Source organism: Petrotoga mexicana DSM 14811, assembly GCF_002895565.1.
Taxonomy (GTDB): Bacteria; Thermotogota; Thermotogae; order Petrotogales; family Petrotogaceae; genus Petrotoga; species Petrotoga mexicana.
On the sequence record NZ_AZRN01000033.1, the window covers coordinates 60,129 to 78,178 of the forward strand.

The 18,050-nt window shown below is 34.1% G+C and carries 14 protein-coding genes; all 14 read right to left on the reverse strand.

Annotated features, from left to right (window positions below):
* Positions 1 to 3: 3 nt before the first annotated feature.
* Positions 4 to 1,341, reverse strand: coding sequence for an MATE family efflux transporter (locus tag X927_RS07650; RefSeq protein ID WP_103077491.1), 1,338 nt, complete (start codon positions 1,339 to 1,341; stop codon positions 4 to 6).
* Positions 1,342 to 1,592: 251 nt separating this feature from the next.
* Entirely contained in the window at positions 1,593 to 2,150 is a 558-nt protein-coding gene (locus tag X927_RS07655; protein ID WP_103077492.1) for a glycerol-3-phosphate responsive antiterminator, read from the reverse strand.
* 30 nt (positions 2,151 to 2,180) lie between these two features.
* A complete protein-coding gene (locus X927_RS07660; protein WP_103077493.1) occupies positions 2,181 to 2,573 on the reverse strand; it encodes a DUF1667 domain-containing protein in 393 nt (130 codons plus the stop codon).
* Entirely contained in the window at positions 2,560 to 3,777 is a 1,218-nt protein-coding gene (locus X927_RS07665) for an NAD(P)/FAD-dependent oxidoreductase (RefSeq protein WP_103077494.1), read from the reverse strand. Before X927_RS07665 ends, X927_RS07660 begins: the two co-directional genes overlap by 14 nt.
* Positions 3,774 to 5,201 (reverse strand): NAD(P)/FAD-dependent oxidoreductase, encoded by a 1,428-nt coding sequence (locus X927_RS07670; RefSeq protein ID WP_103077495.1) that lies wholly within the window; start codon positions 5,199 to 5,201, stop codon positions 3,774 to 3,776. Before X927_RS07670 ends, X927_RS07665 begins: the two co-directional genes overlap by 4 nt.
* A gap of 168 nt (positions 5,202 to 5,369) precedes the next feature.
* Complete coding sequence (gene glpK, locus X927_RS07675) at positions 5,370 to 6,866, reverse strand: glycerol kinase GlpK (protein ID WP_103077496.1); 1,497 nt, start codon at positions 6,864 to 6,866, stop codon at positions 5,370 to 5,372.
* A gap of 111 nt (positions 6,867 to 6,977) precedes the next feature.
* Positions 6,978 to 7,700 (reverse strand): MIP/aquaporin family protein, encoded by a 723-nt coding sequence (locus tag X927_RS07680; RefSeq protein WP_103077497.1) that lies wholly within the window; start codon positions 7,698 to 7,700, stop codon positions 6,978 to 6,980.
* Positions 7,701 to 8,217: 517 nt separating this feature from the next.
* Positions 8,218 to 9,927 (reverse strand): phosphoenolpyruvate--protein phosphotransferase, encoded by a 1,710-nt coding sequence (gene ptsP, locus X927_RS07685; protein WP_103077533.1) that lies wholly within the window; start codon positions 9,925 to 9,927, stop codon positions 8,218 to 8,220.
* Between the two features lie 6 nt (positions 9,928 to 9,933).
* Positions 9,934 to 10,221: an HPr family phosphocarrier protein gene (locus tag X927_RS07690; RefSeq protein WP_103077498.1), complete on the reverse strand. Its 288-nt coding sequence runs from the start codon at positions 10,219 to 10,221 to the stop codon at positions 9,934 to 9,936.
* A 79-nt stretch (positions 10,222 to 10,300) separates the two neighbouring features.
* On the reverse strand, positions 10,301 to 10,696 hold the full coding sequence (dhaM, locus tag X927_RS07695; protein WP_103077499.1) for a dihydroxyacetone kinase phosphoryl donor subunit DhaM: 396 nt from the start codon (positions 10,694 to 10,696) through the stop codon (positions 10,301 to 10,303).
* Positions 10,697 to 10,700: 4 nt separating this feature from the next.
* Positions 10,701 to 11,351 carry a dihydroxyacetone kinase subunit DhaL gene (dhaL, locus tag X927_RS07700; protein WP_103077500.1) on the reverse strand — a complete coding sequence of 217 codons (651 nt, stop codon included), beginning with the start codon at positions 11,349 to 11,351 and terminating at the stop codon, positions 10,701 to 10,703.
* 199 nt (positions 11,352 to 11,550) lie between these two features.
* A complete protein-coding gene (gene dhaK, locus X927_RS07705) occupies positions 11,551 to 12,543 on the reverse strand; it encodes a dihydroxyacetone kinase subunit DhaK (RefSeq protein ID WP_103077501.1) in 993 nt (330 codons plus the stop codon).
* Between the two features lie 560 nt (positions 12,544 to 13,103).
* Positions 13,104 to 14,522 carry an MFS transporter gene (locus tag X927_RS07710; protein ID WP_103077502.1) on the reverse strand — a complete coding sequence of 473 codons (1,419 nt, stop codon included), beginning with the start codon at positions 14,520 to 14,522 and terminating at the stop codon, positions 13,104 to 13,106.
* Between the two features lie 45 nt (positions 14,523 to 14,567).
* On the reverse strand, positions 14,568 to 18,026 hold the full coding sequence (locus X927_RS07715) for a DEAD/DEAH box helicase (protein ID WP_103077503.1): 3,459 nt from the start codon (positions 18,024 to 18,026) through the stop codon (positions 14,568 to 14,570).
* Positions 18,027 to 18,050 lie beyond the last annotated feature (24 nt).

An 18,050-nucleotide genomic window follows, 5' to 3' on the forward strand; every position in this document is an offset into this window, starting at 1 on the left:
AACCTAAGCCTCTTCTAAAACGTTTCTAAGCCATTTTTTACTTCTATATCTGAAAAAAAGAATTATTGATTTTATAATCTCTTCCATCATCGTTAAAAAATAAACGGTAGGAAAACTTAAATTTAATAACAATCCTCCAATCGCAGCTAGAGGAACACCTATACACCATAACGTAGAGGCTTCAACCAAAAAAGAGAATCTTGTGTCTCCTCCGGCTCTTAAAAATCCGACAACGTTCATACCGTTGAAGATCTTTACCGGTAGAAACCCCATTGAAATAATTATTGTGACTTTTACCATATTTTTAACTTCGTCTGAAACATCGAATACATCAACTACTAAAAATGTAGTTACTATCCCTACAATAGCTGCTATTACACTTATTAACTCCGCCAATTTTAAGGCTTTTTTGGAGGTTTCAAAGGCTTCTTCAAATTTAGATACTCCCAATATATTTCCAATAATTACTGATGCAGCGTTAGCTATAGAAAAAGTCACAGAAACCGCAAACCCTTCTATAGTTGACATAACTCTTTGAGCAGCTATGACATCTGTTCCCATATGAGCATAAACAACAGAATACATAGTGAATCCCAATGACCAGGCAAATTCATTTGCCAAAGTAGGTAAGGCGTAATGAAAGAAGTTTTTCATAAATTTTGAATTCAATTCAGCAACATGTTTAAAATAAGCCCTTCCTGGGAGCTTTCCAACGTAAACTATAAAAACTGTTGCAGTACATCCGATCGCTCTAGCAATCAAAGTTCCTATCGCAGCACCTTTTATACCTAAAACAGGGAAACCAAACTTACCAAAGATTAGCAAATAATTTAGCAAGATATTTGTAGATAATTCTATAATAGTTATTATCAAAGGCAGATGAGCTTTTCCTATGCTTCTCAGCATGAAAGAAAAGACCATTGTAATTGCAAACAAAGGGTAACTAAAAGCAATTACCTTTAAATAAGGTATTCCAGCTTTAATAACCTCAATATCTGGGCTAAAAAATCTCAAAACCAACTCTGGAGTAAAATAACTCAATAAAAAGAATGGAATAGAGAAGAGAAGGGAAGACAAGATAGTTAACGCGACAGAACGAGATAAACCATCTTCATCTTTTTTCCCCCAATACTGTGCAAAGAAAATGCCTCCTCCAGAGACTAGTCCAAACAATATTAAGTTGTACAAGAAGAAAAACTGATTTGAAAGTCCAACTGAAGCGATGGCGACCTCTCCCAAAAGACCGATCATTAAGGTATCAACAAAATTAACGCTTGTAAAGATAACTTGCTGAAGCGCTATTGGGAAAGCTATTCTGATTATTCTTTTGTAGATCTCCATAGAACCTCCCACAATGCATTTTGCAAAATAAAGAATATATACACAAAAGGAATTCTACCACAATAGTCATGGTTATTTTTCTAAAAAATCAAAAAATAATTGTTAAGAATCACTCGGAATAAAAACTGTGCTTCTACTAAAATAAAATTGGGCAACATCAAATACTAAAAGAAATAAGTCCGCTCAAAAAGAATTATCCCAGAGCAGACTTAGTATATAACATCTTTATCAGAAACTTTAAAATAATCTTTTTACCATAAATCTTTAGTACTAGTAGAAATAGCATGGATACCCTTTTTAAAAAGATCTAGAGTTTCGCTTTTTTTAGCTACCAATCCACCAGCTATCAAACATACTTTTGTTTCTATATTTTCTAAAAAATATGGTGCTGCTATCGCTGGTAATATTTCAAAGGCATCAGGTTGAGAAGTTTTTTCCAAAAAATTTACAACAGATTTTAAAGAACCAGAATCTAACAAAAACACTCTTTGAACTGCCATTAAATTTTCTTGCATTGCTGTTTTTATAGCGTTATTTTTTGTGGATATTATTCCATCACATAACTGTTTACGAGCTAAATATTCGATACCTTTTTTATCAGAAGCGATGCCTTCTAATAAATCGATATTGATAAATAACTTTTTATTAAATTGTTTTACAATAGGCATAACATCTTCTAAAATCAATATGGATCCCGTAAGCAAAAAAATGATAGGGGATTCAGTTTTTAAGGCATCATCTAAGTCATTTAAATCTCTAATAGCAGGAATTATAGTGTTTTTCTTGATTAAATTACATAAACCTTTCATATTATCTCCTTTTAAGACACTTTTTATTTCTTATTTTTTCCTATTGACACTTCTAGTAGCTATTATATCACTACCTGTGTCTAATATATTTTGTATTACAACGTCCCCTCTTTTAACGGGTGCTTTTACCTTTGTTTCTTTTAATATTTTCATTATATCTTGCATAAGTCTCAATGGGACAGGTTTATCAGACCGAACCGAAGCCATCGAAATTTCTCCATCTTCTACTTTAACACTTGTTACAACCACTCTTAAGGGATCAGTGATTTCTTGTTTTACAAATTCTAAACCTCTTTTACATCTGTTCCCCTTAACTTCTACAATTTCTATTTCATCCGCATCTGCATAAACAACGTTTATTTTACATCCCAAAGGGCAATTCGTACACACTATTTTCTTCTTTTTGTATTCAACCGAGTTCACGTGCACTCACCTCTATTTCTTTCAAATTCTTATCCTTAAATGGTTTTATGGAAATTTCAATCATTTCAGAAGGTCTAGCTTCTTCTTCTATCATCTTAATTCCAAGAGGTTCTACTGTAACTTCCACTCTTTTGAAAGTTTTTGAAACTCTAAGGTACAACTTTGTCCTTTCGTTGGGATCTATATACATTGGATGCAATATATTTATATTTTTACCTTTTTTAACTTTTACCTTTTGCTCTGGAAAGTATTGATTTTGTGAATAAAGAGCAGCATATTTACCGGCTTTTTCCCCTTCTCTTGAAACATAATCCACTAAGTCAAATACAACTGTACAGTTCCCAGCTGCAAAGATCCAATCTTCAGAAGTTTGATTAGTATTAGATGTGATAAATCCAGGACCAGTTTCAACAAATTTTACAGGGTCTGTTAAAGGTATAAGGCCAACGGATGTTATGAGGGCATCCACGTTAAATACCTTTTCCGTGTTTGGAATAACTTGCCTATTTTCATCAACTTGAGATACGTAAACTTTACTCAATCTCTTATTTCCTTCGACTCTTGTGACGGTATGAGAAAGATACAATGGAATATTATAATCTCTTAGACACTGTTGAACGTTTCTTTCCAACCCACCTGGGTATGGCAAAATTTCTACAACACCTTTTACTTCTATTCCCTCTAAATGAAGCCGGCGAGCCATTATCAATCCAATATCTCCTGAACCAACTATTAAGGCGCTATTGGCTGGCTTGAGATTTTGAAGGTTGATGTATTTTTGAGCTACTCCTGCGGTAAAAATACCAGCAACCCTATCACCCGGAACCGCAAGTGAATTAAAATGTCTTTCTCTTGCCCCTGTTGCCATAACTAAAGCCTTTGTTTTTATCTCGTGTATCCCTTTATGATTCACAAAAGTCAATTGTTTATCTTTATTCACATTCAACACAAAGGCACTGTTCAATATTTTTATATTCGTATTGGCTAATTCTTCTTGAAGCGTTTCTTTGAATTCTGGGCCGGTTAAATCTTTTCTATAATAATGTATCCCAAAACCATTGTGAATACATTGATTTAAAACTCCACCGTTTTCTTCTTCCCTTTCTATAAGAATAACGTTTGCACCATTTTTATCTGCAGCCTTAGCAGCGGCCATTCCTCCTCCACCACCACCTAATACAACAACATCTGTTTCGTATTTCATATCGCTCTCACCTCGGAATTTATTATCCACGAACCTTTTTCATTTTGGAGTACTTCTTCTGGTCTTAACCCTGTCTCTTCGGAGATTATTTTTAATATCTTTGGTATGCAAAAACTTCCTTGACATTCTCCAAAGGAAGCTCTTGTGGCAAATTTAACATCATCTAGAGTTCGTGCGCCATTTTTTATAGCCTCTTTAATCTCCTTTTTTGTTATTTTGTTACAATAGCAGATCATTTCTCCGGCATCTGGATCTTCTTGAATGACTCTTTTCCAATGCTCATAATCCTCTTCTACTAAATGTGGGACTTTTTCAATATGATTGATGTAATTTTTCCTTTTTTCTAAATTAATATGCAACTTTTCTTGAATAAGATATTCTACAACGTATTTAGCAATCGCAGGTGCAGCGGTTAATCCAGGTGATCTTATGCCAGAAACATGTATCACATTTCCTCCACCTACATCGATATAAAAATCCTTTTCCTTTGTTTCAGGTCTTAGACCGGCAAATGTTTTCACTACGTTCCTTGAAAAATCTAAAGTTGGAACCAATCTCAAAGATTTTTCTTTGACTTCTAAAAGCCCTTCTTGAGTCGTAGAAAGATCTTGCTTTGATTTTATATTTTGAGCAGTAGGACCAGCTAAATAACCTCCATCTACCGTTGGCATAACCAAGCAACCTTTTGTTATTTTAGAAGGTGTAGGAAAAATAACAGAATTTACGTATTTCACATCTTTACCTAAAAGAATATATTCGCCTTTTCTTGGAAAAATATAAGGAATTTCATCTCCAAAAAGCTTTGCTACTTCATCTGCATATAATCCTGCAGCGTTAATAACTAAATCAGCTATATAACTGCTCCCATCTTCGAAGAACAATTCAAATTTGTTATCTTTCTTTTTCACTTCAACAAGTTTCTTATTTTTTAAAACTTTTCCTCCGTTAATCTCTACCGATTTTGCAGCCTGAATGACTGCTTCCCAAGGTTCAGTTATAGCAGCAATAGGACAATATAAGGATCTTAAAGCACTTTTATTTAAATTTGGTTCCATTTCTAATAGTTCTGCCTTATCTAAAATCTCATATTCCTTTACGCCGTTTTGAATTGCTTTTTTTTCCAGCTCATCGATTACTTTTAAATCATCTTCGTTTAATGCAACAACATGTGATCCAACTCTTTTCACTTCTACAGAAAGTTCTTGTGATATCTCATCGTATAGTTTATTACCCCTATAACAGAATTCTGCTCTCACACTTCCCGGTTCATCATCATAGCCACCGTGGATTATAGCAGAATTTCCTTTTGTAACTCCTGCGGCTATTCGATTTTTTGCTTCAAATATGTAAACATCTTCTATATATTTGTTAATTTCCCTTGCGATTAAACTTCCTACTATTCCAGCACCTATAACCGCTATCAATTTTTACCAACCTCCTAATTTTATAAAAAAACCATACCCTTTACGAAATAATTTCGCTTTAGGATATGGTTTTCTCTTATTCTCCACCATTTTATTATTAACTTTTACTTTCCAAATATTTTAACATATTTAAATCAAATAAAAGTTAACAGAGTTATCACTATTGGATTATTTTTCTTCAATCCAATTTTTTGCCCTTTCAACGGCTCTCTTCCAACCTGCGTACAATCTTTCTCTTTCACCATCCGCCATTTTAGGAGTAAAAAGGGCATCCCGTTTCCATTTTCTTAATAATTCTTCCTGACCATTCCAAAATCCTACAGCTAAACCTGCTAAATATGCTGCTCCTAGAGCCGTCGTCTCATTAACTACTGGCCTTTCTACCTCTACTCCAAGAATATCCGACTGGAACTGCATCAAAAAATTATTTAATGCGGCACCACCATCTACACGCAGAGTCTTAAGTTTTATACCCGAATCAGCCTCCATCGCTTCAAGAACATCTCTTGTTTGATATGCTATAGATTCCAAAGTAGCTCTAACAATGTGTGCCTTTGATGATCCTCTTGTTAATCCAACGATGGTACCCCTTGCATACATATCCCAATAAGGTGCTCCTAGTCCTACGAATGCGGGTACCACATAGACACCACCGTTATCTTTTACTTTAGTTGCATAATATTCTGTATCTGCGGCGCTATCAACTATTTTTAATTCATCTCTAAGCCATTGAACAGCAGCTCCCGTAACAAAAATGGATCCTTCCAAGGCATAGTTAACCTTCCCGTTAATTCCGTAAGCTATTGTGGTTAATAAACCATGCTTAGATTCAATAGGATCTTCCCCAGTGTTCATTAACATGAAACAACCAGTTCCGTATGTATTTTTTGCCATACCTTTATCGTAGCAAACTTGACCAAACGTAGCAGCTTGCTGATCCCCTGCTATTCCAGCAATGGGTACTTCAGCGCCAAATACATCTGCATCGGTATTACCATATATTTGACTCGATGGCTTTACCTCTGGCAAAAGGGAAGAAGGAATATTTAACTCTTTAAGGAGATCTTCATCCCATTTAAGTGTGAAAATATTGTATATCATTGTTCTTGATGCGTTGGTATAATCAGTAACGTGAACTTTTCCGTTTGTCAACTTCCAGATTAACCACGTATCTATAGTTCCAAATCTGAGTTTTCCAGCTTCTGCTTTTTCTCTGGCTCCTTCAACGTTGTCCAAAATCCATTTAATTTTGGTTCCAGAAAAATAAGCATCTACCATGAGACCTGTCTTATGTTTGATTGTTTCTTCTAAACCTTTCTCTTTCAAATTATCACAGATTTTTGAAGTCCTTCTATCTTGCCAAACGATCGCATTGTGAACAGGTTTCCCTGTTTCTGCATCCCAAATGACAGTTGTCTCTCTTTGATTAGTTATACCGATCGCACTGATCTGACTACGGTTAATATTCCCTCGGGCCATAGCATCTGCTATAACTCCCATCGTAGTTGCCCAAATTTCATTGGGATCATGCTCTACCCATCCGGGTTTAGGATAATACTGCATAAACTCTTGCTGTGCTACACTAACAACATTCCCATCGTGATCAAAAATTATTGCCCGAGAACTTGTAGTACCTTGATCGATTGATAAAATATACTTTTCCATTAATAACCCTCCTCACATATTATTTGTTTATACGTTCTTTAAAAACTCTAACATACTAAAAATATAATACTTTTCTCAAGACTTTCATTATATTCTGAAAGCTTTGTTTTTCTAAATCCAAGCAGCTAAGAATAGTTTGTAAACCCATGCACCAATTATTCCACCTACTATTGGCCCCCAAATAGGAATTACTAAACCATAAGACCAGTCAGAGTCTCTTTTCCCTGGTATGGGTAAAATAGCATGAGCAATCCTTGGTCCAAGATCTCTAGCAGGATTAATGGCATACCCAGTAGGCCCACCTAAACTCAAACCTATAGACCAAACCAAAAATCCAATTAGAAGAGCTCCTAAAGCGCCTGTTGAATTATACTCATTATTTATTCCTAAAACACCAATTAATAACATAGCAGTACCTATTGCTTCAGTGACGAAATTCCATCCAAATTTTCTTATGTTAGGCATCGTCGAAAAAACCGCTAACTTATCGTCAGCACTTTCTGTTTCAGCAAAATGTTCTTTATAAGAAAGATATACCAATACAGCTCCAACAAAAGCTCCTAGGATTTGGGCAATTATATACCCTGGTACTAAGGACCAAGGGAATTCACCAACTGCTGCCAAACCAACAGTTACTGCTGGGTTAATATGAGCTCCGCTTACCCATCCAGTTATATAGACCGCCATCGCAACCGCAAATCCCCAACCCGTTGTTATAACAATCCATCCCGAACCTTGGCCTTTTGATTTTTTTAATACTACATTTGCCACTACACCATCACCTAGTAATATCAGTATCATAGTTCCAAAGAATTCAGCAAGATATTTTGCCATCGTTACCCACCTCTCTTTAATTTTAATTTTAGTTTTAGATTTACCTACTTACCTTATGTCTGGCGCCAGAAGGTACTAATACTGCAATTACAGCTACTAACTTTTTAAAACATGATACTTTCTACTTCATTGAAACTTTTCTTTACGCGCAAAGAAAATAATTTCAATATTCCTTACTTTTACTTAACATTTTCACTTCAAAAAAAAACCTTAATAAATATATCTATATATTGCTTCGAGCCGCTACTCACTCCGCAATATATCAATATTTACTAAGGTTTTCTCTTCTTCTCCACCTTATCGCTTTTATTAACTTTAAGTCTTAAGCCTAATTTCAATGTTTCATTATTTTACAATTTTCCTAATTTAGAAACTTTCGAATTAATTATATATTAAAGTTTTTATATTGTCAATGTCAATTATAACCATTTCCGACCAATTACAGTCATTTATCATCGATTAGAGACATTTATCTACTAAATACTTAGTTTTCCCCTCTTTTTATAAAAAATTCAATTTATCTTTTTGCTTTTTGGAGATAATTTTTCACTTCTCTGGTAGTTTTTAATTGAAGAATATTTTCCATTTCTTTTTCAGCATCTTTTTTGCTCCATTTTTCTAAAGATTCTTTGATCTTTGGTATTGAAAGTGCACTCATACTAAATTCATCTAGACCTGCGCCAAGAAGAAATGGCAATAAAAGTTCATCCCCTGCCGCTTCTCCACACATACCCACCCATATGCCTGCTTTATGTCCTTCGTCTATTATTTTCTTAATGAGTCTTAAAATTGCGGGATGATAAGCTGAATAAAGATCCGCTATTTTCTTATTTGTCCTATCAACTGCCAGTGTATATTGAATTAAATCATTAGTACCAATGCTGAAAAAATCTACTTCTTCTGCCAAGTTATCTGCTATCATAACAGCTGCAGGTGTTTCAACCATTATACCAATTTCTATATTCTCATTATATTCCAAACTTTCATTATCCAATTCCATTTTAACTTCATTAAAAATGTTTTTAGCTTGCTTAACTTCGTCTAGAGAGGAAATCATTGGAAACATTACACTTAGATTCCCGAATTTACTTGCACGAAGTATCGCCCTTAACTGCGACTTAAAAATATCAGTTTTATCAAGACATAACCTAATTCCTCTATAACCTAAAAACGGATTCATTTCCTTAGGTAGATCCAAATAAGGAACTTCCTTATCAGCACCAATGTCTAGTGTTCTTATGACCACACGATTTTTCTCCATCTTTTCAGCTACTTTTTTATATACTTCAAATTGTTCCTCTTCAGAAGGAATTTCTGCTCTATTCATGTACAAAAACTCAGTTCTAAATAAACCAATCCCTTCCCCACCATTTACCAGCACAGCCTCTAAATCATCAATATCACCTATGTTTCCAACCACTTCTATGGCTATTCCATCTTTAGTCTTAGCCTTTTTATTACTATAAACAGCTAATCTTTCGAGTTCGGTTTTATATTCAATAATTTTTTGTTTATATATTTCCAATATGTCTTTATCTGGATTTAAATAAACTTCACCACTATTTCCATCAACAATCAAAAGAGAATTATTTTGAACTTTATCTAAAAGCACTTCACCCAAACCAACAACAGCAGGTATGCCCAGAGATCTGGCTATTATAGAAGCATGGGAGGTCCTTGATCCATCTTTAGTTACAAAAGCAAGAACTTTTTTGGTATCTAACTGTGCAATTGAAGATGGGCTTAACTCTTCTGCAACTATTATAACTTCCTTATCTAATGCGTCAGGGAGTTCCTTATTACCTAGAAGTATATTTATTACCCTTTTTCCTATATCTTTTATATCAGCTCCACGCATTTTGAGATATTCGTCTTCCATATTATCAAACATCTCTGCATATTGTTCAATAACTTGCTTTACAGCAGCAGGAGCTGAACATTTACCTTCCCTAATTTTACTTTCAAATGCAGATATTAACTCAGGATCATTCAGCATCATTATATGTGCATCAAAAATTTTAGCTCTCTCCTCGCCAATTTCCTTCCCAATATTATCCTTTATTATTTTTATTTCTTTTTTTGCTTTCTCTACTGCGTTATGAAGTTTTTCAATTTCGTCCTTTATTCTATCTTTAGATATTGTCTCTATCTTGACATCACTTTTTTCTTTATTAAGAATTAAAACTTTACCAATAACGATACCAGGAGAGGCTGCAATTCCTTTCATTTTCATTTAGTTTGCCACCTCTTTATCCTCTTTAGGCATTTCAACAATAATAAATTTTTCTATTTCTTTGATAGCTTCTTCAGCATCTTCACCATCAGCTCTCAAAATTATTTCATTTCCTTGGGTAACACCCAAACTCATAACTCCAATTATGCTTTTTGCACTCACTTTCTTCCCATTAAAACTTATTTCTATATTTGATTTAAATTTAGATGCTTTTTGCACAAGCTGCGCAGCAGGTCGTGCATGCAACCCAATTTTATTTTTGATCACTACTTTTTTTTCTTCAACCAAATTAAATCATTCCTTTTTCACTATTATTATAAACTCTAAAAAATTTACCTTATGGTTAATAGAAATTTAAATATAAATTCTATTGTTTCTTTTTAATAACATTCGGCGATTCAATTGAAGATACTATGTTGGAAAGTTTTTCCCCAACACTTGCTTCTACTGTAGCAAACACTGCTCCTTCTACTATTGGAGCGTCTGCTAATATTATTTTTTTCTTAATATCTTCATCAAATCTATCTATTATCATATTTATATTCATTACGGCACTACCTAAATCAGCTAGAACAATCACACCATCTTCTTTATTTATTTTTTTTAATGATGAATAAATTGCATCAGGGTCTGTACCTATTTCTCCTTCTTTAGTACCACCAACTGCCAATATTTCAACATCACCTTGTTTCATCTGCTCGGCTAATTTTTTGGTACCTGCTGCTATTTCTTTACTATGAGAAACAATCAAAATACTAACCATCTTTTCACTCCATTTCAGAAATTAATTCATCAACGATTACTTTTATAATTAAATAGCTCGAAGTTGCTCCGGGATCTTGATGCCCTTTACTCCTTTCACCTAGATAACTAGCACGCCCCTTAGTAGCCAACAAAGGAATAGTTGCCTTCATTCCTTCTTCAGCAGCTTTTTTACATTCTTCAAGAGCTCTTTCTAAAGATAAACCTTTTACTTTACTTTCACGAAGAGCATTCACTGCCGGAATAATGGTATCTAACATAGTTTTTTCTCCTCGCTGAGCTTTTCCTAGTTTTTGAATACCTTCTATTACGGTCTCACCAATCTTTATGAAAGAATCAATATCAAAATCTGAATCAGGAATAATCTTGCTAATATTTAAAAAAGCAGTTCCATATAATGGCCCAGAGGCACCACCTACAGTTGATATTAAAGTCATTGCAACAGTTTTAACTAAGTCACTATTATTTTTGAAACTATCATCCTCGATTTTTTCTTTTACCTTTTTGAAGCCACGAGCCATATTTATACCATGATCTGCATCGCCAATTGCAGCATCTAATTCGGTTAAATAATTTTTATTTTCTATGAGTACATCTGCAATTTTTATAAATATATCTTTAATTTTTTCTGAAGTGACCTTAATTTTTTCTGACATTAGATAGTCCTCCATATCTAAAATTTATCATGGTCTTTAATAATTTCATCTTCTCCTGATAGGCATTTTTAGAGACTGGATCTCCAAACAACATCTCTACTCCTTTCATCTATAAATTAAAAAAATAAACATCTTTTTGTAATCTTTATTGATAACTTATTCAATTTTTACAAGATTTTTTCTCAATTGTTTATAAGGTTCATTTCATCAAATTTATATCAGTGGGAGCATCTAATAATTCTTTTAATTCTTGGTCAAGTTTTAACAGTGTTATTGACATTCCTGCCATTTCCAACGATGTCATAAACTCATCAACGAAGTTTTTATAAACTTTGATACCTCTATTTTCTAAAACTTGGTGGGCACGTCTATTTGCAATAAATAACTCCATTAAAGGAGTTCCGCCCATACCGTTGACCATTAACGCAACTTCATCACCGTTTTCAAAATTTATGTCAGACAATATACTACCTAATAAATCGTCTACTATTTCATCTGCCTTTTTAACCTTCGTTCTTTGTGTACCAGGTTCTCCATGAATCCCAATTCCTAGCTCCATTTCATCTTCCTCTAGTTTAAAAGTGGGTTCTTCGGCAGAAGGAACTCTACATGGATATAAAGCCATTCCCTTAGTTCTGACATTGGAGATAACTTTTTCTGCAGCTTTTTTAACTTCAGAAAGCTCGGCACCGGCAGCAGCTTTAGCTCCAGCAATCTTATGAACGAATATTGTACCAGCTACACCTCTACGCCCCGTTGTGTACAAACTATCTTCAACCGCTACGTCATCATTTACAACTACATGTGCAACTTCGATTCCTTCTGCTACAGCCATATCCTCAGCCATTTCAAAATTCATTACATCACCCGTATAGTTTTTAACAATTAGCAAAACTCCTTTACCACCATTTACAGTCTTGATTGCTTCAAATATTGCATCTGGTGTTGGAGAAGTAAATACATCTCCTGCTACAGCTGCATCTAGCATTCCTTCACCCACATAGCCTGCATGAGCGGGTTCATGTCCACTACCACCACCGCTAACAAGTGCAACTTTATCTAATGGAGCATCCTTTCTAACTACTACATTGTAATTATCAAGTTTTCTTAGTTTTGAAGGTTTCGCCTTAACTATTCCTTCAATCATTTCTACTACTACATTTTCTGGATCGTTAATCAGTTTTTTCTTCATCTTTATTACCCCCTTAAATTATTTATTTTATCTTGCTCACTCTGAAAATTTTAAAGTGAATTTTATTTTCATTTAAAACTTGCTTTAGGAAGCATTATCAATAGTGAAACAGTTAATGATACTAATTCCGTTAAAACATCATACTTTCTGCTTTATTGAAACTTTTCTTTACGCGCAAAGAAAATAATTTCAATATTCCTTACTTTTACTTAACATTTTCACTTCAAAAAAAAACCTTAATAAATACTGCTTCTCCTCGAAGAGTGGTTACCCACTCTTCGACATACCAATATTTATTAAGGTTTTCTCTTCTTCTCCACCTTATCACTTTTATTAACTTTAAGTCTTAAGCCTAATTTCAATGTTTCATTATTTTACAAATTACATGATTTAGAAACTTTTGAATTAATTATATATTAATATTTTTTTATTGTCAATGTCAATTATAACCATTTACAACCAATTACAGTCATTTATCTCTGATTAGAGACATTTATCTACTAAATACTTAGTTTTTCTTTCTTTTTATAATTTATAAAAAATGGCTATAACTTTTTTACTTAAATCAATTCTTTTTTTAATTCAATTATTTCTTTTTCTAATTCTTCTTTTATTGTTTCATTCTCTCTTTTTGCCTCTAGATATTCTCTTAATTTTTCATGTCTTCGAGGATTTAAAGGATATCTAGCAGCCGCAATTATTCCTAAAACCAATAAAATTATTGGGACGAAAGAGATTATAAATCTCAATGCAAACAAAAAACTCTCAGGTTGAGGTTGTTCTACACCGTTTATTGGGTTAACAAATCCTGATAGCCCCAATGAAAAGGTAACCCCTGCAACTGCCAAGCCAGATGCCACTTTCCTCACAAACGTCATCAAACCACTCAAAGTACCCTCTTCTCTTTTACCGAATTTTAATTCAGCAACATCGGTTACATCCCCAAATATAGTATGAGGCATAACTGCAACCCCTGAAACTCCCGCACCTATTGTTGCCGCCATTAAAATTATGTGGAACATAGTTACATCAGGAGGCAACGTAAAAAGAATGAATCCCGCAACACACCATACTAATGCACCTAAAATATATGAGATATTTTTGGATGTCTTTTTAGCAATAAAGGCATAAAATGGGATAAAAACAATTTCGGTTATGAAAAGAGCACCTAACGCTATGGGAAGTAGGCCTTCATTTCCAATATAATACTTAGTATAATAGGCAAAGATAGTTGAAACCACATCTATTGATAAATATGCAAAAAGATACATGGCTATAAGGAGCCGAAAGCTCTTGATTTTAAAAGGTTCAAAAAACATATTGAAAAAGTTGAAGGTACTTTTTTCTTTAGAGAATTCTTTTCTTTCCTTGGTGAATAGAAAAACACCTATCCATGGAATTGAAAAGATCAAGCCAAAGGTTATTGCCATCATTATATAACCTGTTCTGATATCAGAAAAAGCATTCACAATTAACATTGGAAGCACTGCACAAACCAGCCCCGCCGCCAATGAAAAGGCAAGTCTATAGGAATTTAAAGATGTTCTTTCATGGTAATCTAAGGTTAGTTCTGCTCCTAAAGCAGTGTAAGGAGTCATCACCATTGTATAAACGGTTGTAAAAGCTATGTATGCAATTAGTGCGTAAATGAATTTCCCCAATTGATTAGGAAAGCTTGCCGGATACCACAGAATGAAAAAAGATATAAAGATCAAAAAGGTTCCTGCCAACAAGTAAGGTCTTCTTCTGCCAAACCTAGTTCTTGTATTATCTGTGATGAATCCCATCAAAGGATCTGTAACGGCATCCCAAATCTTACCAATCAAAAGAATGGGAGCAATATACTGCATCTTCAGACCAATCACATCGGTAAGGAAAATAGCGTAGAAAAAATTTATTATATTGAAAGCACCGCCACCAAAAATATCCCCCGACGCATAAAACAACTTAGTTTTCAAAGGTAGTTTTTTACTTTTCACTTTTCCATCTCCTTTATGGAATTAATAAGAAAAGATTTTTAAACCTTAATTACCCAATTTAAATAAGTTCTTTATCTCCTGGTTGGATAACTCAGTTATCCAACTTTCTCCAGTTTTTATGATATTTTCAGATAACTCTTTCTTTTTTTCTAGCATCTCGTTTATTTTCTCTTCAAATGTTTCTAAGGTGATGAATCTGTGAACTATCACGTCTTTTGTTTGACCAATCCTGAAAGTTCTATCTGTTGCCTGACTTTCCACTGCCGGATTCCACCAAAGGTCATAATGTATAACGTGGTTTGCAGCTGTTAAATTTAATCCCGTGCCCCCAGCTTTTAAAGACAGGATCATAATCGGATATCTATGCTTTGTTTGAAAGTCGTTTATCATTTCGTCTCTCTTTTTTCTGTTGAGCCCTCCATGAAAAAATAGAGGTTCTATCTTAATGTTATCTGTAAGTATCTTCGTTAATATATCTCCCATCTCTTTGTATTGGGTGAAAAGTACTACTTTTTCGTTGTTGTCTACAATATTTTGAAGTAGATCCAATAATTTTTCTGTTTTACCAGAATCATCTGGTAAAGGAACTCCTTTTTTAGTGTAGTTAACAGGATGATTGCAGATTTGTTTGAGCGATGTCAACATTTTAAGTATTAATCCTTTTCTTTGTATGCCGTCAGCTTCCATCTTTTCCAACTCTTCTTCTACGTGTTCAACAACTTCTTTGTAAAGTGCAATTTGTGATGGTTTTAAGTATACATATTCGTCGTATGTGAACTTTTCTGGAAGGTCTTTAATGATATTTTTATCAGTTTTAATTCTTCTTATCAAAAACGGGTTTATCAAACTTTGTAATCTTTTGGTTGCCGTTGTATCCCCGTATTTTTCAATAGGTTTTGCGAAGGTTTCTATAAAACGATTCTTTCCACCCAAATATCCAGACATAAGGAAATCGTATAAGCTCCATAATTCGGTTAATCTGTTTTCTATGGGGGTTCCTGTCATTGCGATCTTCTTTGGAGCGCGGAGGGCTTTTACCGCTTTGGTTTGTTGTGTATCTGAATTTTTTATGTTTTGTGCTTCGTCTATAACAACCATTGAAAATTCTTTTTTCGTTAGAAATTCAACGTCATTTCTCACAACACTGTATGTCGTTATAATTACATCAGAATTATCCTCAAACTTCCTATCACTTCCATGGTAAATGCTTACATTCAAAGTAGGTGCAAATTTTTTACATTCTTTGTACCAATTCCCAACAAGTGTCGTTGGACAAACCACTAAAACCGGATTTTCTAACGATTTTTCTTCTTTCATTTTGAGAATTACAGAAATAACTTGGACCGTCTTACCCAACCCCATATCATCTGCTATACAAACGTTGAAACCTTTTTCCAAATTCGTGTACAACCATCTGAATCCAGTTTTCTGATAATGCCTTAACTCCGCATTAAGATTTTTTGGCAACCTTACTGGAGAAACTTTTCTCAACTCTTCTAAAAACTTTTGCAGGTTGTTATCCAATATCACGGGAAGACCATTCATCTCTTGTGAAAGTATAACTTTCAACGTTTCAAAGTCCGAGGTTAAGTTTATATTCTTGACCTTTTCCATGATAGCTTCAAACTCGTTGGCACCTAAAAACACATAATTTTCTTTTATCTTAACTATCCCCTTTGATTTTTTTGCCAACTTTTCGAACTCTTCGAGTGAAATTTCTGAATCTCCTATAAGTACACTGTAATTGAATCGTATGAGCTTGGACAAAGATAAAAAGGATAAGTGACTGCCTGTAGAGTTTGCTTTTAAAACGAGTTTTGGTCTTGAAACCTTTTGAAGTCCTTTTGGAGCTAGTATTTCAACGTTCAGGAGTTTCAATATGGGCATTGCATTTATCATTATTTCCGATAACTGTTCCGTATTGACCATTATTTTAGAACTTTTCTTCTTTAAAAACTCACCAAAGAATTCCGCGTATTTTGCAATGGTTACTATCTCTTTCAAGACCTCTGACTTTCCATCTTCTTGGCTTTCAAAGAAAGTTTTTATATCTTGGTAAGTATCAAAAGGCTCATCTTTTCGGTAGATATCGAGTGATAGGTTGAAAAACAACTCTCCCATATCCTCTATACTAATAACCAATTGATACTTACTTTGCCTCAAAAGTAAAGGTTCAAGATAGTTTTTTATACTTTCGTAGGTTCTTTTTTCTTCAAACTTTTGGGCGGTGTATACCTTGGATTCAAAGAACACATCGGTTATTTTATTCTTCACTTCTGTTTTGTAATACTTTTTTATAAGATATTTGATGTACTGGGATACAAGGTATTCAACGATTTTTTCCCTTTTCATGTATTGACCTTTTTCGTTGATTACTAGATCCACTGGAACGATAGAACTCAAATAATTAACGTAATCCTTCACATAATCGTTAAAATAAACAGGTGAGTAATCGATAACGAAGTCTTCTTCGTTAATCTTTTGTGGAGTAGGGATAAATGCCTTCATATCGATAAGCTTGTATACGAAAGAAACCAATCTTTTTAAAAATAGTGATGCTTCACTGTCCTCATCGGTTTCCATAAGAGGTATCAATTCAAATAAATCAAATAAATCTTCGTAATGCACCGTATAGTGACCATTTTCTTTTTTACATTCTAATTCTTCTAACGGTTCACCTTCTAAAATAATATTGGGAGTAATGGGAGAATAAATAAATTTAATATCTGTCTCTTTGAAATATGGGTTAAACTCTTCATCTATACTTTCATCTTCTTCGTTTATAGCTTTCGATAACAGATTGTACATCTTCAAAAGAAGGTTTTTAAAGTTTTTCCCATCGTAAAAATAGGCTTCATCAGGTAGTAGGTTTATAACCTTCTCTATCTCATATTTTTCATACGAGGGATCCGGTTGTTCTATCGGTTTGGTAGGTTCTTCCTTTTTATCTGTAAAGATAGAATCAGAAATTTTTTCTGTCTCTTTAGCGATTTCTATCAAATCTTTCTTTTTCATGCCGTGCATTTCGAAGATCAAAAAAGGGTCTTTGTCTATCTCATCGGCTACTATATAGTAAACGGCTGCCAAATGTTTGCAAGGATTTGCCCAATCAGGACATGAACAATGTGCCTCTATCTCATTCCAACTTTGTGGAAACAGCTTTATTCCCATATCTTTGGTAATATCTAAAAGTTCTTCGGGAAGGTTCCCACCAATTAACATAGCAGAAAGGTCTAACCTTTCATTTAGTACCTTTTTAATTTTTTCTTTCTCTTCTTCCGTAAAAACCGGTAAAGCTATCTTTTCTCTATAGGGATTCGGTCTCGTACCTTGAACCCTTGCTGATATTACAGAGTTTTTTTGAATTTTAATCTCCAAAACCGCCCCTTTTTTTGCGTAGCTTCTACCGCGGGGCAACCTATTAGTGTCCCTGTCGATATTTTCCAAGGCCTCTACCCATTTTTTGCCCCACCAACTTCTTCCAAAGACGTATTTTCCTCCCATTTTTCTTTTTTCTGCCTTCCTTCG

What these genes read in the sequence shown, in the direction of transcription:
- dhaL (WP_103077500.1), bottom strand. Translation starts at nt 11,351, where the DNA reads ATGTCAGAAAAAATTAAGGTCACTTCAGAAAAAATTAAAGATATATTT.
- dhaK (WP_103077501.1), bottom strand. Translation starts at nt 12,543, where the DNA reads ATGAAGAAAAAACTGATTAACGATCCAGAAAATGTAGTAGTAGAAATG.
- X927_RS07665 (WP_103077494.1), bottom strand. Translation starts at nt 3,777, where the DNA reads ATGAAATACGAAACAGATGTTGTTGTATTAGGTGGTGGTGGAGGAGGA.
- dhaM (WP_103077499.1), bottom strand. Translation starts at nt 10,696, where the DNA reads ATGGTTAGTATTTTGATTGTTTCTCATAGTAAAGAAATAGCAGCAGGT.
- X927_RS07650 (WP_103077491.1), bottom strand. Translation starts at nt 1,341, where the DNA reads ATGGAGATCTACAAAAGAATAATCAGAATAGCTTTCCCAATAGCGCTT.
- X927_RS07655 (WP_103077492.1), bottom strand. Translation starts at nt 2,150, where the DNA reads ATGAAAGGTTTATGTAATTTAATCAAGAAAAACACTATAATTCCTGCT.
- X927_RS07715 (WP_103077503.1), bottom strand. Translation starts at nt 18,026, where the DNA reads ATGGGAGGAAAATACGTCTTTGGAAGAAGTTGGTGGGGCAAAAAATGG.
- ptsP (WP_103077533.1), bottom strand. Translation starts at nt 9,927, where the DNA reads ATGAAAGGAATTGCAGCCTCTCCTGGTATCGTTATTGGTAAAGTTTTA.
- X927_RS07680 (WP_103077497.1), bottom strand. Translation starts at nt 7,700, where the DNA reads ATGGCAAAATATCTTGCTGAATTCTTTGGAACTATGATACTGATATTA.
- glpK (WP_103077496.1), bottom strand. Translation starts at nt 6,866, where the DNA reads ATGGAAAAGTATATTTTATCAATCGATCAAGGTACTACAAGTTCTCGG.